This is a genomic window from Legionella sp. (assembly GCF_965140895.1).
Taxonomy (GTDB): domain Bacteria; phylum Pseudomonadota; class Gammaproteobacteria; order Legionellales; family Legionellaceae; genus Legionella.
The window spans coordinates 32,375-48,968 of sequence record NZ_CBCSKT010000094.1 but is presented as its reverse complement, the minus strand read 5'-3'; the positions used below and the strand labels follow the sequence as shown (position 1 = coordinate 48,968).

Sequence of the window (16,594 nt, the reverse complement as noted above, 5' to 3'; positions counted from 1 at the left end):
ACAAATAACAGGAACGGAGCAAATCCCCGGGCTTTATGTACGATTATTTAAATTGGATTGTTGGAAATTTGGACAAATAACTAATTGAGAAAATTTAGATGGGATGGTGCGGAATGTGAGTTATCAAGTATTTTTTTATTACTTTTTGTTGTATTAAAACAAATACCAGAATATTTTTAGCAGATGGTTGAATTTTTGCTAAAAAACGGTATGTTTCACATTTCACATGTGATCTTAAATGTGTTGGGAGTATTATTTATGACGCTTTCTCAAATGCCTATACTGATTTGCAGTGTACTAGTTAACGTTTTATGGAAAATGACATGTTTGAAAAGATTTTTAAAGACAGCCAGTTAATCAAAGAAACCGGTTTTGAGTATTATAATATTCACGAAGATTACGATGTATCTATCAATTTTATTCAACAAGGTACTAAAGTTCCCCCGCACTCTCATGACCAGGAAGTTTTTAATTATGTTTTTAATGGTGAATTCTCTATTTTTATTGATGATATAGAAAAATCTTATTTAGCCGGCGAATGGATCAATATACCTGCGGGAAGAGTTCATTCCGTAGAAACTAAAACCGATGTTATCTTGTTAGAATTATGGAAAAAATAATTTTACTTATTTGCCTATTATTTTTTAGCGTCCATTCTTTTGGAAGTATTTTAGTTTCTGGCGAATTTAATGAGCCCTTAAAGCCACACTCTTTTTTTTATAATGATACAACAGGAAAATTATATTTAGATGAAATCAAGAAAAAGACATTTAATGAAATAAATCCAGGTGGGTTTTATAAGGGAAACGTTTGGGCAAAGGCTGAAATTTGCAACCCCAATAATGAAATTATCCATTTTATTTATAAAGATCCCATCGAAATTATAAAAATTTATTCCGAAAGCTCTACTATTCCTGTCGAATATCAAGCCATGGATCAAATCAAGTTTTCGAATAATTATTGGGTTGATTTGAAGCTCAAGATAAACAAATGTGAAACAATTTGGATATTGTTTAAATCTGGTGATGTAATGAATTTTTCGCCATCACTTGTTTCTTCCGATGTATTAAAAAAGATGATAGTTTATTATAATCTCTTTTATGCTGCATATTATTCATTCTTGATAATTATTTTCTTCATTTCATTCATATTTCTATTTAAATATAAAGATAAGGTGTATTTTTATTTTTGTTCATTACTTATTACGCAAGATTTTTTAGGCACTTCTCTTTTAAATGGCTTTTTATTTTACTATGTTCTAAAACCATTTGATTTTATTCAATATGATGTAGGAAATATTTTTGCTCTCCTTATGAACATTTCTGTTGTTGCCTTTGCAACAGCTTTTTTGAAAGAAAAGAATAAGATTAACAAGATCATTTCTCGGCTATTTATAATTAGCCAGGCAATATTAGTAACTCCTATTTTAATAAATATTTTTATTCATATTCATAATCAAAACCCGATTACTTCTTTTTTAGTTAATAATTCGATCTTATTTGGTTTTTTCTGGGTCATTTATCTAGGAATTTTCAATTTTTCCTCAAGTAAAGGAAAAGTATTTATCTTAGCAAGCAGCCCTAAACTTTTAGGCCAAATCGTAAAAACTCTACTCTTACAAGGAAGTATTACTGAGCATGTATATTTTTTTTCCATTGATATGAGTTTTATTTTTTTTAATATTTCAGCCATTGGGTCTTTATATGAGGCTATTTTTATTATTGTTTTTCTTATTAACTCATATATTAAAAATATAGAGAATAAAAATTCTGAATTAAAAGAAACAATGTTAAAACTTAAACAATCTGAGATTAATACTGCATTAATAGATTTGTCAAGGCAGCTGGCACACGACATACGCTCCCCATTGCTAGCTCTTGAATTTGCATCTACTACAACAGCAGGCATTCCAGAAGAAAAAAGAATAATTATAAGGCAAGCATCACAGCGTATTAAAGACATCGCCAATAACTTATTAATTAAAACAGTGGATAGAGCTGATCATTCTGACGAAAATCCTCTTTCGATTTGGCTTATTTCAAATTTAACAGAAACAATTATTTCTGAAAAAAGAGCACAATTCTATAATAAAAAAGACATTGAAATTATTTCAGCATTAGAAGAAAATTCTTATGGCTTATTTGCAAATATTAATGCATCAGTTTTTAAACGAATACTATCAAATCTGATTAATAATTCTGTGGAAGCTATGGAAAATAATCATGGAAGAATACAAATAAGTTTAAGCCAGGAAGATAAAAATATCCTCATTATTATTGAAGATAATGGAAAGGGAATTCCTATAGATATTTTAAATAAGGTAGGCCAAAAAGGATTTAGCTTTGGTAAAAATGGAGAAAATCAAGGATTCGGATTGGGTTTATATCATGCTATTTCTACTATAGAATCTTGGGATGGGTCAGTAAAAATACAGAGCGAAAAATATTTTGGTACAAAAATATCAATATTTCTCCCTCAATATAAAATACCCGTGTGGTTTTTGGAAAAAATTAGTATTGAAGAAACGACGATAATAATTATTCTTGATGATGATCTTTCAATCCATCAAATATGGCAAAATAGATTCAAAGAAAAACCAGTCAACTTAATTAATATTACTAGTCCTGATTTATTAAAAGAGACCCTTAAAAAGCATGTAGATAAACAAATTCTGATTTTGTGTGATTATGAATTCATAGAGCATGATTTTAATGGTTTAGATCTAATTAACGAATTGGAGATACAACAAAATTCTATTCTGGTAACTAGTCATGCTGATGAATCTGATGTTCAAAAAAAATGCGAAACGCTGGATATAAAATGTATACCTAAAGAATTAGCTTGTCATGTGCCAATAGAAATTATTTCTTGTAAAGAAAGATATGATGCAATTCTTATTGATGACGATACGCTTATGCATCAAGTTTGGGAAATGTCTGCAAAAATACATTCTAAGACACTTAAGACTTTTCAACATCCACAAGCATTTTTAAGAAATATAAAAAGAATATCTAAAAAAACAGTAATATTTTTAGATTCAAATTTTAATGATTGTAAAGGAGAAAACTTTATAAATGAAATTTATGATTCAGGTTTTAAAAATATTTATCTTTGTACAGGATTTTCGCCTGACAATTTTAAAGCTAATCAATACTTATTAGGAATCATAGGAAAAGAGCCTTTTTGGGAAGAACATTAATCCCTAGAATGAGATAAAATTATTGAACACTTAAATTTGTGATTTTTAGAGGCAATTATTTGTGACGAAAGTGACGTCAGTGATAGTCTTAAAAACTTATTTTTATTTAAATCATTTATTTTTAATCACCATATTTTGACCCTAAAAATTTTAAATTGAAGATTGTTTTAATTTCATACTCCCCTTCAAAAATCATGGAAGGGACAGTAAAATCATATGACCAATAATTGTACTTTATTATGGCAACTAGAAGCCTAGGAGAGAGATAAAAGGAACGTTTAGAGGAACGTTTTTAAATCACAAGTCAAATCAAAATCAGTTTTTTAATCGTAACCACTTGATTTCACTGATGCCGTTGCGCGGAATCGAACCGCGGGCCTATTGATTACGAATCAAATACTCCACCAACTTAGTTACAGCAGCGATATCAAAAAGTATAACGTAAATCAACTGTGATGTAATTGTTGTGTAATTACTCATTTTTTCCTATAATCCCTTGCCTTTTTGTCAAAAATAGTTAAGAATGCTCAAAAATAATCCATTAAGTTGTGCTTTCATTTGCTTTGGTGCGATTTTGGTATTTGCTGTAAACTATTTTTCTCATTTTAAGAGAGAATTGTTTTAAATTTTTTAGGATGAATATAACATTGGTTCATCAGCGTTAACCTATATAATGTGAGAAATAAACAGCCCGTGGATAATAGTATTTCAAAAGCAACTAAGCCTATCAAAGATAGTGGTTACAACCGTGGGTTGAAAGATCGACATGTTCAATTAATTGCCCTTGGTGGGATTATTGGATCCGGTTATTTCTTAGGTACAGGCGAGGTCATTAATCTAGTTGGTCCTGCGGTTTTTATAGCCTATGTACTCGGTGGTTTAATCATTTTCCTAACTATGCTTTGTATGGGTGAGCTTGCTGTTGCTATTCCCATTTCAGGTTCGTTTGTAACCTACACGGCTGACTTTATATCCCCTTCCGTTGCCTGCGGCGTGGGTTGGTCTTATTGGATTAGTTGGGTGGCCTATATTCCTGCGGAGTGTGTCGCGGGGGGTATCATCATGGAGATGTTTACCGGGGTCAATGGCTATGTTTGGGCTATTTGTTTTGGCCTCTTAATTACCTATATTAACCTAGCTAAAGTCGATACTTTTGGCGAAATTGAATTTTGGTTGGCCTTGATTAAAATTCTGGCTTTGTTGGGATTTGTGATTTTAGCTGTTTTAATATTCTTTGGCCTTGTTCATGGCAGTGAGCCTGCGGGTATTATTGGTACGCGATACATTTTAGGTGATGGAGGGATGCTTCCAAATGGGGTAATGCCTTTATTGACCGCAATGGTACTCTTACTGGTTAATTATCAGGGCTCTGAAATCATTGGTCTTGCTGCGGGTGAGTCTGAAAATCCTGCACGTATGATTCCTCACGCGATTCGTAATGTGACCTATAGAATTCTCTTTATCTACATTATTCCCATATTTTGTCTGGTTCTAATTTTCCCTTGGCAAAAAGCAGGTCTAGCTAATTCAGTATTTGCTGATGCGCTTAACTTATACGACTTAAAATGGGCAGGAACAGTCACCAGCTTTGTTACCCTTAGCGCTACCTTATCTTGTGCTAATTCAGGCTTTTATGGCACCGTTAGAGCCTTAAATGCGCTTGCTCGTGATGGCATGGCACCTCATACTTTTGCTAAGTTCAATCAGAATTCAGTCCCACAAAATGCGGTAATAGCTACTTTGGTTATGGTGTGGGTATTGCTGGGTGTTGGTTTCTTCTTTGGGCAAACACAACTTTATATTTCCTTACTTTTAGTCTCTGGCTTTACTGGGACTTTGGCGTGGATTTCTTTGTGTCTTTCACAAATTAGGTTCAGAAGCAGATTGTATCAGGCTGGGTATTCTACCGAGAATCTTCGTTATGTGACGCCTTATTCTCCTTATACTGGGATTTGCGCGATCGTCTTGATGTGTATTGCTTTGTTTTTCTTGGTGCTTAATAAGGATCCAGCTTATAAATTAGCATTTTATATTGGAATGGTGAGCTTTATTATTCCTATTGTTATTTACAAGCTGTTTGATTTGTCTAAGAAGCGACGCAAGGCTCTACATCTTAAGACTCGGGTTAAGTTTCAAGATTTATTCCCGCCGGTGTAATTCCCTTTCTATTGGGTGCCTGGTTGCTAGCAACCAGGCTCTTTTAAAGTCGATTTAATGCAGTTTTTCGCCGTTGGGTACTTTGGGGTCGGTAGTTATTAAGCAAATAGCACCGTTAGCGTCTGAGAAGCCTACGAGAAGAAATTGTGATAAAAATCCTGCTATATTTTTCTCGCCTAAATTGACACAACCTACCACGGAATGCCCTATCAGAGTTTCAGGAGTATAATACACTGTAATTTGTGCTGAAGTCTGTAATATTCCAATGTCATTGCCAAAATCCACCCATACTTTATAGGCGGGTTTTCTAGCGCGCGGGAATGGCTCTACCTTAACAATCGTGCCGGAGCGTAGCTCTACTTTCGCAAAATCATCAAAGCTTATTATCATGTTACTAATCTCTCTTTATGCAAGCGATTTGGACAAATCGGTCGAGTGAAGCTCCGGTACCAGGCTCTTCAATAAAACGTATAGCTCTCCGGTTTGGTATTCCGCGCAAGCTTGGTTCAATAAAGACATTGTTTGTGCTAACTCATCCCAATCCAACTCTCGGTATTTAGCTTTAAATAGCTTCCCATGCTCCGTTGGCGCGAGCTGTTCTGATTCATGGAATAACTCTTCAAAAAGCTTTTCGCCTGGGCGTAGCCCTGTGTATTCGATTTGAATATCTTTTCCTGGCTCTTTCCCTGCTAAACGAATCATCTGTTCAGCCAGATAACTGATTTTAACTGGCTCCCCCATATCCAATACAAAAATCTCACCACCCGAACCATTAACCATAGCTTGCAAAATTAACTGGCAAGCTTCTGGAATAGTCATAAAATAACGTTGCATATCAGGATGTGTTACCGTTATTGGCCCGCCTGCTTTTAATTGCTTTTGGAATAAAGGCACCACGCTACCTGCGGAACCTAAAACGTTCCCAAAACGTACGGTGATGAATTGAGTTTTCACAAGGCGATTCATATTCTGGCAGTAAATTTCAGCGACACGTTTGGTTGTACCCATGAGGTTGGTTGGATTAACCGCCTTATCTGAAGAAATCAAAATAAATTTGTCCACGCCACTAACCACGCTCGCTTTAGCAACAATTTGTGTACCTAGGACATTATTCAGCACAGCAACACGTATTTGATCTTGCAACAAGGGCACATGTTTATAAGCAGCAGCATGGAAAACGAGTTCTGGATTAAGTTCTGTAAATACGTTTTCAATAGCCACTTCATCTGTAATGCTCACTAAATACAGCTTCAGCGGAATGTTGGGGAACTTATCTTTCAATTCCTGCTCAATTTGATACAAATTAAATTCGCTATTTTCTACGATGCCAATGCTCTCAGGTTTAAGCGCCATAATTTGTCGGCAAAGCTCAGAACCAATAGAACCCCCACCACCAGTAACTAATACCCTCTTCCCAGCAATACCGGCAGTTAACTTATCCCATTCCAGATAAACTTGATCGCGTCCCAATAAGTCCTCAATATTTACCGGCCGTAAGGCATTAACCTCCACCCGCCCTGAAGCTAGTGCGCTAAGACTTGGTAAGGTTCTAAAAGGAACCTTACACTGTTCACAATGAGTAACAATACGACGCATGGCAACTGAGCGCGCCGACGGAATGGCAATAAACACTAAATCAATTGAATACTCTTTAACGCGGTCAGCAAGCTGACTAATAGTGCCAATGACGGGGATGCCATGCACTTCCAAACCACGTTTTCCAACATTGTCATCAACAAAGCCTACGGGTTGGTAATTTTGGCTGCGTTTTAAATCACGCACTAAGCCCTCGCCCGCCAAGCCCGCCCCCACAATTAAAACACGCTTAATGTCCGTTAAAGTATGCCCCCTGGCCTTTTTATCCCAATATAGACGAGTGATTAACCGACCAGCACAAAGCAAGGTAGTCAAAATCATAAAATACAGTGGCAAAATAGAACGCGGTAAATGATGAACTATTGAACTGAGATAAAAAACCGGGATGACCAATATAACGGTGCTCATAGCAGCTTTTATTATGCGCATCACGTCATTTAATGAGGAAAAGCGCCATAAACCCCGATAAGTTTTGAAATAAAAATAACAGGCAGTTTGAATCCCTGTTAATAAAATCAAGGCCATATATGAATGGGTAGAGGTTAACATTTTTGGGAATGGCCGCATGTTATAACGTAGCCAATAAGCCGCATACCATCCAAGGGGAATTGCCAAAATATCATAGGAGATGACCGGCAATTTCAATAAGAATTTTCTCATAAAAGATGTTAATTTTTGCATCATAAACTATAAGGCACTCAATCCATTTCCATGTAGAGATAGTACACTATGTTGTTGTGTTATAATATCAGAAATTGTATGAAATTTAGATAAATTATTTCTTAACGCTTCAATAATTTCTATTTATAGTTTTGATGTTGAAAGAGAAAATAATTCATAACGATAAGTCGAATTAGGATCATCCGTACTAAAAGATTGACGCAAGCTATAATCATCCTGTTTTTTAAGAGCGGCTTTTAAACACAGGTCGCTCGGAGTATAGATTACTCTTCCCTGCTCAACTAGTGAGGTTAAAATAATAACTTCGGGTTTCTGCTGCATGACTTCTCGACAAAACTGCTCATAGCGTTGTTTCGTGGAATAATGCCCCATATCTCGGTTGTTCAAACAATAGGAATCAATGAAACTCAAATCACTGTAGTAAGGAATCATTCCACTGTCAGCCAAAACAACATCCGTTCCTGCTTTTGTATTTGCCTTTAACCACTGCACTACTTCTCCTCGTAATCGCTCCCCTTTTTGTGGGTTTTGACTGAAATAGCGGTAATCCGATAAAGACATTTTGGGAATAAACATAAAAACCATTCCCAAAAATAAAACATATAAGGCTAATGAGCTGTCCTGCATATAACGTGAAACAAGCCAATTAACACCTTGCAATGCCAGTGGGAGTAACAAAGCAAATGCGGGTAAGAAAAGTCGATTATCAAAAGCTACTATAGGATCTGCATCAGTCAGCATCAACACATAGGCAAGGCCAGGAACCCATAAAAATGAATGTCGTTTATCGGGTATTTGGATGCACGCTAGCAAAGCAAAAAAGGCAAAAGGCCAAATCAGTTTTAGGTAATTGAAATCTAAGGCTAAGCTAAACGCGTTGGTCACCCCTTTGCAATAAACGGAGTTAGGAAACAAATAACCAAAATAGAAAAAACGCCAACTAAAATACGGTATAAAAAGAAGGGTTATGGTAAGACTAAATAGAACGATACCGCGCCAATAAAGCCATCTTCCCTCCTGAGGTCTATCCCAACACAAAAGAATAAAAAACAAAGCCATTAATGCAGGTGCTTCAGGGCGTGTTAGTCCGGCTAAAGTAAGAAATACACCCGCCAAAATAAATGCATGATTTTGAGACTCACCCCTTGTTTTGGGATAATGCTGATACCCCAACCCTCGAAAACAAAAATACACGGAGCCACAAATAACTGCCTGATAAACCGCTGTTTCTAAACCACTTACGGTCCAAATAATCTGCCCTCTATAAAATAACAAAGCAAGACAAGGCAACAGCGCACTTCTTTGATCAAACCAAAAGCGCGTTATCAAATAAAGAAAATAACAGGTAAAAAAAAGCCCTAAAACACCTGCGGCTTTTAAAACAATAACGGGATCCACTTTTAACAACAAAGCGAAGGCCGCGAGGACTACAAAACTAAAATTCGAATAGCCTTCTACCGGTGATGCATGTACATTCCACAATAAGCCATTCCCTGATGCCCAATTTTTGGCATAGCGTAAGGAAATGTACATGTCATCAATGGTAAAAGGCCAAATTGCTTGAACCTGAAATACAAATAAATAGATCGCCAGTAACGCAAGAATACTGTCATACCAACGAAAACGGTATTTCATTGAGTTAGAGCCATAAAGGTCAATACCACAAAACACCATAAGTTTATACGTGATAATCGGTCATTTATAAACACAATGATCGGATCATCATTTTCAACATCCAGAGTTGCAAGCCAACCAAAACGCCATAAAGCAATCGCAGCAAAAGGTACAGTTAGCATAAAGTAAAATGACTCATCCCGTGCGTAAATGATGTAAAAAATGTATGTGCTAAATGTCGCGATACCTGCAGCAACAATAAAAATGTGGAGCATCATGGGGTTGTATTTTTTCAATACAGACCGGGTTGCATGCTTTAATCCTAAACGCATCTCAAGTCGGCGCTTATTTAATGCAATATAAAGACTAAGCAAGGTAGCAGCGATAACAAGCCAAGTTGAAATAGACAAGCCTATACCAATAGTTCCAGCTAAAACACGCAACATAAATCCAGCAGCAATGCACAATACATCACAAATGGGAATAAGCTTAAAGATATAGTTATAGGCAAGATTAATCACCAAATAAAAACACAAGATCAGAGCTAATTTCTTTGATATCAACCACCCCAAAGCAAGCCCGGTAACCAGCAATAAAAACAGCGTGAAGATGGCCTCAGCCACTGAAATTTTTTCGCTGGCTAAGGGGCGATGACGCTTATGTGGATGTAGGCTATCTTCGGTGCGATCTTCAATATCGTTGTAAATATAAACTGCGCTGGAAATCAAGCAAAAAGCTAAAGAAGCCAATAGTGCAGGCACAAAATATCCGGGGATTGGCGTATAGCAAAACCCTAACATTACAAAAACCGCTTTAGACCAATGAGATACACGAAGCAGCAAGAAGAAATGTTTAAGTCGTTCTGTGAAACTTACCTTTATCGTGTCATTCATCAATTCAATCACCTTTATTTAGCTCAAAACTTAATAAAACTCGTGTACTACCACAATGAGTCGTAATACAAAGGATACTAAAAGTATCATAATCTAGAAAAAAATCATCATTTCAAGAAGTTAATTGCTAAATAAAAAAGTAGTCTACACTATTTCAATAAAAAATAAGCAAATAACATTGCATTTAGACAATGACAAAGTAAGATAAAATATGCATCAGGATAAGCGCTGTTTGCATTTTAGCAAGCTTAAGTCGAAACATCTAAGGACGGGAGATATCATGCAATTCATTCTAGTCGCGGGAAGCATAGAAAAATTTAAGAATTTGCGTAAAGATTATGAAGAAAGACGCCAAATTAATTTAGAAAAAACCCCTAAATCATGGCTCACCTTTTTTGGTGCTACGGATGTTCAAACCAGAAATAGACAAATTTCATTTCTCGAGAAAACCATCGCGGTTCTAGAGCATTTTCTTCATCAAGGTGAAGAATTTACAACACAGCATGAATTTCAAGCAAATCTAATGGCTTCACGAATTATGATTGCAGCCGCCCTCTCGGTGCAAGAAGAAATTAGAAGCACGTATATGCAACATCAAATTGGTAAATGCGAGGAAAAATCAGCTCTTTATCAATTAATTAATGAGTATCTAGGAGTTAGCTCTGAAAACTTCCTGGATGAAGAAGATAAGCAAAGTTGTTATGAGACAGCTTATAAATTAATTAAAACACAAGATGCACTGACACATCTTAATCATGAGCTAAAGCAACTCATGCACCCAGAGTTTACTGAATTAGAATGGAAACTATTCTCTGACTTCATCGCGGCACAAGAAAAAAAGAGAACAACGCCTATACCCTCACCAAGTTATCTTCCTGTCGGCAACACGTTTGCACCGGTTTTTGGAGAAACTTTCTATTATGTTGGTTTAACTATTGGCTGGGTAGTTGCAGGAGCGGTGAGCAGCTCATCTGCAGCGATAACGCCCCGTCTTGAGGTTACCTCTTGGGTTAGTAGTGCCTTATTATTCATAGGCCCAACAAATATTGCAGGTGTCGCTTTATTAGCGCCTACAATTGCGTCGAGACTCATCTCTACATTTTGTAACTTCAGTTTTTCAAGTATGTCCGGAAAAGCTGGGCGGTTTGTTGGGCAATACACGGGTCAAGTGGCCGGCTTACCTTTTGATATTGCTTATAATCTGCTTAGAGCCACAGGTTCATTCTTAGTCAGCTACTCCTCTCAGCCACCAAGCCTTGCTCCATTAGACGGCATTTGCATTGCGAAGGGGGTCCCCGCTGTTCGTGGTCATCCAATCCAATTTAATGTGGTTCCTCAACAACTTGAACCTAATCCTAGATTACAAATAACTGAAAATGGCGAAATCACTGTGGATGGTAAGCCTGTTGATGATCCACGCGTTGATGAAAAAATGTCATTGGTTATTAAAGAGCTCAATGATAAGTTAAAACCAAATACTAATGATCCGAAAATGGAGGAGCTTGATAAGACAACTCCTGAAGAGTCGGCTTTGTTTACACCTTAAAATCAGTAAGAAAAATCCGGTTGCAAGAAACGTAGTAACGAAACAATGATAAGATCGAAGCTGAACCCTGGGTTGATTCACTTCGTTCACAATGACGGCAATTTTTTACTTATTCGCCAATATAAGATGAAGATTGACTGGAGTACTGCGGGAAAAAAACCTGGTTGCCAACAACCAGGTTTTAATTTGTTAAGGACGGTCATCCAGCTCTTTGCGCTGACTTGGCATAAAATCTTTTCTATCTAATCCCATCGCTACAGCTAATGCTCCAGCAACATAAATAGATGAGTATGTTCCAATGAGGATACCGATAATTAATGCCAACGAGAATCCATGAATTGCCTCCCCACCATAAACGAATAGAGCAACCACCACAAAAAGAGTCAATACGGAGGTCATGATTGTTCTAGACAAGGTTTGGTTAATCGATATATTCATGATTTCTATCGGGGTGCCACGACGAATTTTAATGAAATTCTCACGGACTCGGTCAAATACTACGATGGTATCATTTAACGAATAACCAATAACCGCTAATAAACCAGCTAGTGCTTTCAAGTCAAATTCAATACCAAAAAAGGCAAAGATCCCTAGAATTAATACAGGGTCATGAACCAGAGCAACAGCAGAACTTACAGCCAGACGATATTCGAAACGCATGGCAATATAAATCATAGTTGCCAATAAAGAAACAAGAACCGCCAAAGCACCTTTGGTTGCTAATTCCCGTCCTACTTGAGGTCCAACAAAATCAACTCGTTGTTTCACAGCACCAGGCAAAGCACTCATTACCTTATTAACCATATGACTTTGATCAATATCTTCTCTAGGAGCAATACTAATCAGAACGTCTCTAGAAGTACCATAACTCACTACCTGAGCTTCTTTAAAGCCGGCATTGCTTAGGCTATTTCTAATTTCTGTAAGATCAGCTGCCTGCGGATACGATATTTCAATCTGAGTCCCGCCAGTAAAATCAAGTCCCCATTTTAGGCCATGAATTAACAACGCACCGATTGAAACAACAAAAATTAATATGGAGAACAGCGCTGTCCAACGACGAGCGCCCATAAAGTCCACTTTTGAATTTGGATTAAAAAATTCCATCTGAGCCTCGCCTTAAATACCTATGGATAATTTTTTCACTGTACGACCACCATAATACCAATTGACGATAGCACGAGTGAATGTAATACCTGTTAGCATGGAGGTTAATAGCCCTAAAGAAAGGGTTACTGCAAATCCACGTACAGGGCCGGTACCTACTGCAAACAGAATAATGGCAACAATTAAGGTAGTCACGTTCGCATCAAGAATGGTCGAAAAAGCACGCTCATAACCAGCATAAATTGCAGCCTGGGGTGATAGTCCATGACGTAACTCTTCGCGAATACGTTCGTAAATCAACACGTTGGCGTCAACGGCCATACCTACCGTAAGTACTATCCCCGCAATCCCCGGAAGGGTTAGGGTTGCATCAATTATTGATAATAAGGCACATAATAAAATCAGGTTCAGTACTAAAGCCAGGTTCGCAATCAGTCCAAAGAAACGGTAATAGACTAACATCAGGATTAAAATTAATCCCAGACCTACGGCTAAAGAAACGATACCACGATGAATATTTTCTTTACCTAAAGTAGGACCTACAGTACGTTCTTCAATAGGATAAATTGCTGCTGGAAGTGCCCCTGCTCTTAATAATAACGCCAGGTTACTTGCTTCTTTCACATCAGTTAATCCAGTGATCTGGAAATTATTACCTAAAGCATTTTGAATTACTGGTGCACTGATTACACGTTCTTCTTTATGAGTTACGCGGGTTTCAACACCATTAATTGATTGCATGTCATTTTTGGTTTCGACGTAGACAATAGCCATACGCTTGCCAATATTTTCACGAGTTACTTTAGTGAATAAGCTTTCACCGCCACCGCCTAATTGAATCTGTACTGCTGGAGTAGCTGTTTGTTGATCAAAGCTGGATACTGCGGAAGTAATAGAATCCCCGCTTAAAACAACCTGTCTCTTTAAAAGAATAGGATGTCCATCCATCATGTACAACTTGTCGCTTACAGGCACAGAACCAGTTTGTTTGGCAATTTGTGGATCATTTTCCTGATCAACCAAATAGAATTGTAAGGTTGCAGTACCACCAAGGATTTGTTTCGCACGAGCAGCATCCTGAATTCCGGGTAAGTCGACCGCAACACGAGTAGCACCTTGTTGTTGAACAACTGCTTCACCCACACCTAATTCATTCACACGATTACGCAAAATACTCATAGTTTGTTCAATGGTATTTTGACGCATGGTGTTTAGTTCTGCAGGAGGAATAGAAGCCACCAATTCATTTTCTGCCTTGCTTTTTACAAAAAGCACTTCCGGCATTTTATCTCTTAGAGCAGTAAGGGCTTTTTCCATAGACTCTTGATCACGGAAACGTAAGTTCACCCCTTTATCAGCTACATAACGAATGCCAGAATAACGCACGCCAATTTCACGTAAAGCTTGGCCAATATTTTTCATGATGCCTTCGTAGCGACGGCTAATCACACTATCAACGTCAACTTCGAGTAAGAAGTGCACGCCACCACGTAAGTCCAAACCTTGTTTCATAGGTGCAGCACGAATAGAACGCAACCAAGCAGGAGTTGATGACGCTAAGTTTAATGCAACCGTATATTGATTGCCTAAAGCATTCTTAATGGCATCGCGTGCTAACAACTGAGCGTCAGTAGATGTAAAGACAACTTCTACACCACTATCCGTCGAACTAGCCTCACTAAATGCTAGCTTGTCTTTTTGAAGAATTTCTTCAATCTGACCTTTTAGCACCTCATAATCGACTGGTGTTTCAGCTGAAACTTGTACCACAGGATGTTCTGAATACAAGTTAGGTAAAGCATAGATGAACCCAACGACTGCAATAACTATCAGCATTAGGTTTTTCCATAGAGGATATTTATTTTGCATATTTCCGTGTCCCTATGACTGGCTTAAAGCGATTTTATAGTGCCCTTTGGCAATACAGCTACAACAGCACCTTTTTGTAAATTGATTTCTACCCCTTCAGTAATACTCACTTTAATATATTGCTCATCCAGGTTTACTACACGGGCTAACATACCGCCAGAAGTAACAATCTCATCCCCTTTCTTTAGGCGACTTATCAAATCACGATGTTCTTTAGCTCTTTTATTTTGTGGTCTAATCAACATGAAATAAAACAACACAAAGATAGCGGCGATCATAATGAGTGAAAAGGTTCCATCAGCTTGAGTAGATGGTGTTGTGCCTGCAGCGGCCAGAGCATCGCTAATAAAAAAACTCATAATATCTCCTTAAAACTGCTATTAATTTAATCGCGTGACATCATATAGGGAATTGATTAGAAGGTAAATGAATCGATGTGCAATTCCCCTGCTAATTTTGCAGATTTTTAGTTTTATCTCAACATGATGGTGCTCTACATAGATCAGCGGCTTTAAAATCACGTCATCCTGAGGAGTTAACAACGAAGGCTCCCTGAATGTGGAATGATTCTAATTGGACCTTATTCAGGGGAGCGTTCAGTGATGACGTGCCTATATACGGTCTAATAACTGTTTTACGGCAATTTGTGGATCAGCAGCTTGCGTAATAGCAGAAATAAGAGCAATTCCACATACCCCTGTAGCCGCAACATCCGCTATTCGCGCATGATTTATCCCCCCAATCGCGACTAAGGGATAGCTTAATGTGCGCTTCCAACGATGTAGGTTTTCAATACCTTGCGCCGCATAATCCAAATCCTTACTGTGAGTAGGATAAACAGGACCAATGGCAATATAAGAAGGATTAATTGCATGTGCGCGAGCGACTTCATGATAGCAGTATGTGCTTACACCTAATAAAAGCCCTTTAGCTTGAATAGCCGCCAAATCAGCGGTATCCAAATCCTCCTGTCCCAAATGAATAGCCTGAGCATCAAGCTTTAGTGCCAGCTCCCAATGATCATTGATAAATAGAATTGCCTGATATTCCTTAGCTAAAGCAATGCTACGTTTCATCTCCTCTTCAAGGCTTTCTGTTCGCTGTTTGATACGTAATTGGATGGTTTTTACTCCCATTTTTAATAAAGCCTCTACCCAATCAGCGCTGTCGACTACGGGATAAAGTCCTAAATAAGGAGAGGGCTTAAATGGCTTAGGTGCTGAATATAAGGGGGCTGAGGCGATATAGGGAAGATCTAGTTCTGACTCAGGAAAACTACCATAATAAAGCTCTGTTTTAGCTAAACGGATTGCCTGATTGACATACATCTTAGCAATAATCACAGCATCTTCTATTACATAACCAAGCGCTAATGCCGAGGTAATTGCGGCAGAAAAAGTGCTGCCCGCATCAGAATAATTAGCCTCTGCATAGCGACGTTGAGTCAGCCAAAAAGAATGAGTACCGTTGCGCCAATAATCATGAATCCATTGCGATTCATGCTCTTGCTCCGCTTTAATAAGCACACTACCCACCCCAAGCGCTATTAATTGTACTGCTACCTGTTCACAAGCATCCTGAGAATTAATGGTGCAATTTAAAATGAACTCTGCTTCATGAACATTGAGAATCCAAAGATCGATCTTATAAGCGATTTCATGAATACTGTGTATGGATAAAGGATAATCTACAACTAAAAAACCAGAGTATTGATGTAAAAAATGAAAGACCCGAACAGCCTCATCTGTAGATGTGAAGGCTCCTATTTTAATAGCATCTGGAATTGCATCAATCGCTGCAAAAGCAAGCCCAAACCCTTGTATTGTTTGCACATCTGCCGCGCTTCCTGTAATAACCCCAACGGTTTTCATCCTACCTCCTGAATGTAAGGACCAAACAATATATAACAATCTGAAAAGAAAATTTACAATT

Annotated in this window: 12 protein-coding genes and 1 tRNA gene; 4 read left to right on the top strand and 9 right to left on the bottom strand. The window is 37.6% G+C overall.

Features of this window, described 5'->3' with window-relative positions; genetic code table 11:
• The first annotated feature begins 323 nt into the window (after window positions 1-323).
• Both ACQY7T_RS10250 and ACQY7T_RS10245 read left to right on the top strand, forming a co-directional pair.
• On the top strand, window positions 324-620 hold the full coding sequence (locus ACQY7T_RS10250; RefSeq protein WP_428413159.1) for a cupin domain-containing protein: 297 nt from the start codon (window positions 324-326) through the stop codon (window positions 618-620).
• A complete protein-coding gene (locus ACQY7T_RS10245) occupies window positions 608-3,199 on the top strand; it encodes an ATP-binding protein (RefSeq protein ID WP_428413158.1) in 2,592 nt (863 codons plus the stop codon). Before ACQY7T_RS10250 ends, ACQY7T_RS10245 begins: the two co-directional genes overlap by 13 nt.
• A 350-nt stretch (window positions 3,200-3,549) precedes the next feature.
• Here ACQY7T_RS10245 and ACQY7T_RS10240 read toward each other — a convergent pair.
• A tRNA-Thr gene (locus ACQY7T_RS10240) sits at window positions 3,550-3,622 on the bottom strand.
• 270 nt (window positions 3,623-3,892) lie between these two features.
• Between ACQY7T_RS10240 and ACQY7T_RS10235 the strand changes: the two genes are divergently transcribed.
• The gene (locus tag ACQY7T_RS10235; RefSeq protein ID WP_428413157.1) at window positions 3,893-5,356 is read left to right on the top strand and encodes an amino acid permease; all 1,464 of its coding nucleotides are present in this window, start codon (window positions 3,893-3,895) and stop codon (window positions 5,354-5,356) included.
• A gap of 54 nt (window positions 5,357-5,410) precedes the next feature.
• Here ACQY7T_RS10235 and ACQY7T_RS10230 read toward each other — a convergent pair whose 3' ends face one another.
• The 4 genes from ACQY7T_RS10230 to ACQY7T_RS10215 all read right to left on the bottom strand — a co-directional run bounded on the left by ACQY7T_RS10230 (window position 5,411) and on the right by ACQY7T_RS10215 (window position 10,152).
• Window positions 5,411-5,746, bottom strand: coding sequence for a tRNA-binding protein (locus ACQY7T_RS10230; RefSeq protein WP_428413156.1), 336 nt, complete (start codon window positions 5,744-5,746; stop codon window positions 5,411-5,413).
• A gap of 15 nt (window positions 5,747-5,761) precedes the next feature.
• Complete coding sequence (locus ACQY7T_RS10225) at window positions 5,762-7,633, bottom strand: polysaccharide biosynthesis protein (protein WP_428413160.1); 1,872 nt, start codon at window positions 7,631-7,633, stop codon at window positions 5,762-5,764.
• Between the two features lie 123 nt (window positions 7,634-7,756).
• Window positions 7,757-9,268: a protein LphB gene (locus tag ACQY7T_RS10220; protein ID WP_428413155.1), complete on the bottom strand. Its 1,512-nt coding sequence runs from the start codon at window positions 9,266-9,268 to the stop codon at window positions 7,757-7,759.
• Window positions 9,265-10,152, bottom strand: coding sequence for a decaprenyl-phosphate phosphoribosyltransferase (locus ACQY7T_RS10215; RefSeq protein ID WP_428413154.1), 888 nt, complete (start codon window positions 10,150-10,152; stop codon window positions 9,265-9,267). Before ACQY7T_RS10215 ends, ACQY7T_RS10220 begins: the two co-directional genes overlap by 4 nt.
• Window positions 10,153-10,420: 268 nt before the next feature.
• Between ACQY7T_RS10215 and ACQY7T_RS10210 the strand changes: the two genes are divergently transcribed.
• On the top strand, window positions 10,421-11,686 hold the full coding sequence (locus ACQY7T_RS10210; RefSeq protein ID WP_428413153.1) for a hypothetical protein: 1,266 nt from the start codon (window positions 10,421-10,423) through the stop codon (window positions 11,684-11,686).
• Between the two features lie 189 nt (window positions 11,687-11,875).
• On the opposite strand, the gene secF is transcribed toward ACQY7T_RS10210, so the two are convergent.
• The 4 genes from secF to thiE form a co-directional block, all read right to left on the bottom strand.
• Complete coding sequence (gene secF / locus ACQY7T_RS10205) at window positions 11,876-12,793, bottom strand: protein translocase subunit SecF (RefSeq protein WP_428413152.1); 918 nt, start codon at window positions 12,791-12,793, stop codon at window positions 11,876-11,878.
• 12 nt (window positions 12,794-12,805) lie between these two features.
• Window positions 12,806-14,662 carry a protein translocase subunit SecD gene (gene secD, locus ACQY7T_RS10200; protein WP_428413151.1) on the bottom strand — a complete coding sequence of 619 codons (1,857 nt, stop codon included), beginning with the start codon at window positions 14,660-14,662 and terminating at the stop codon, window positions 12,806-12,808.
• A 23-nt stretch (window positions 14,663-14,685) separates the two neighbouring features.
• On the bottom strand, window positions 14,686-15,021 hold the full coding sequence (gene yajC, locus ACQY7T_RS10195; protein WP_428413150.1) for a preprotein translocase subunit YajC: 336 nt from the start codon (window positions 15,019-15,021) through the stop codon (window positions 14,686-14,688).
• Window positions 15,022-15,273: 252 nt separating this feature from the next.
• Entirely contained in the window at window positions 15,274-16,533 is a 1,260-nt protein-coding gene (gene thiE / locus ACQY7T_RS10190; protein ID WP_428413149.1) for a thiamine phosphate synthase, read from the bottom strand.
• Window positions 16,534-16,594: the final 61 nt, after the last annotated feature.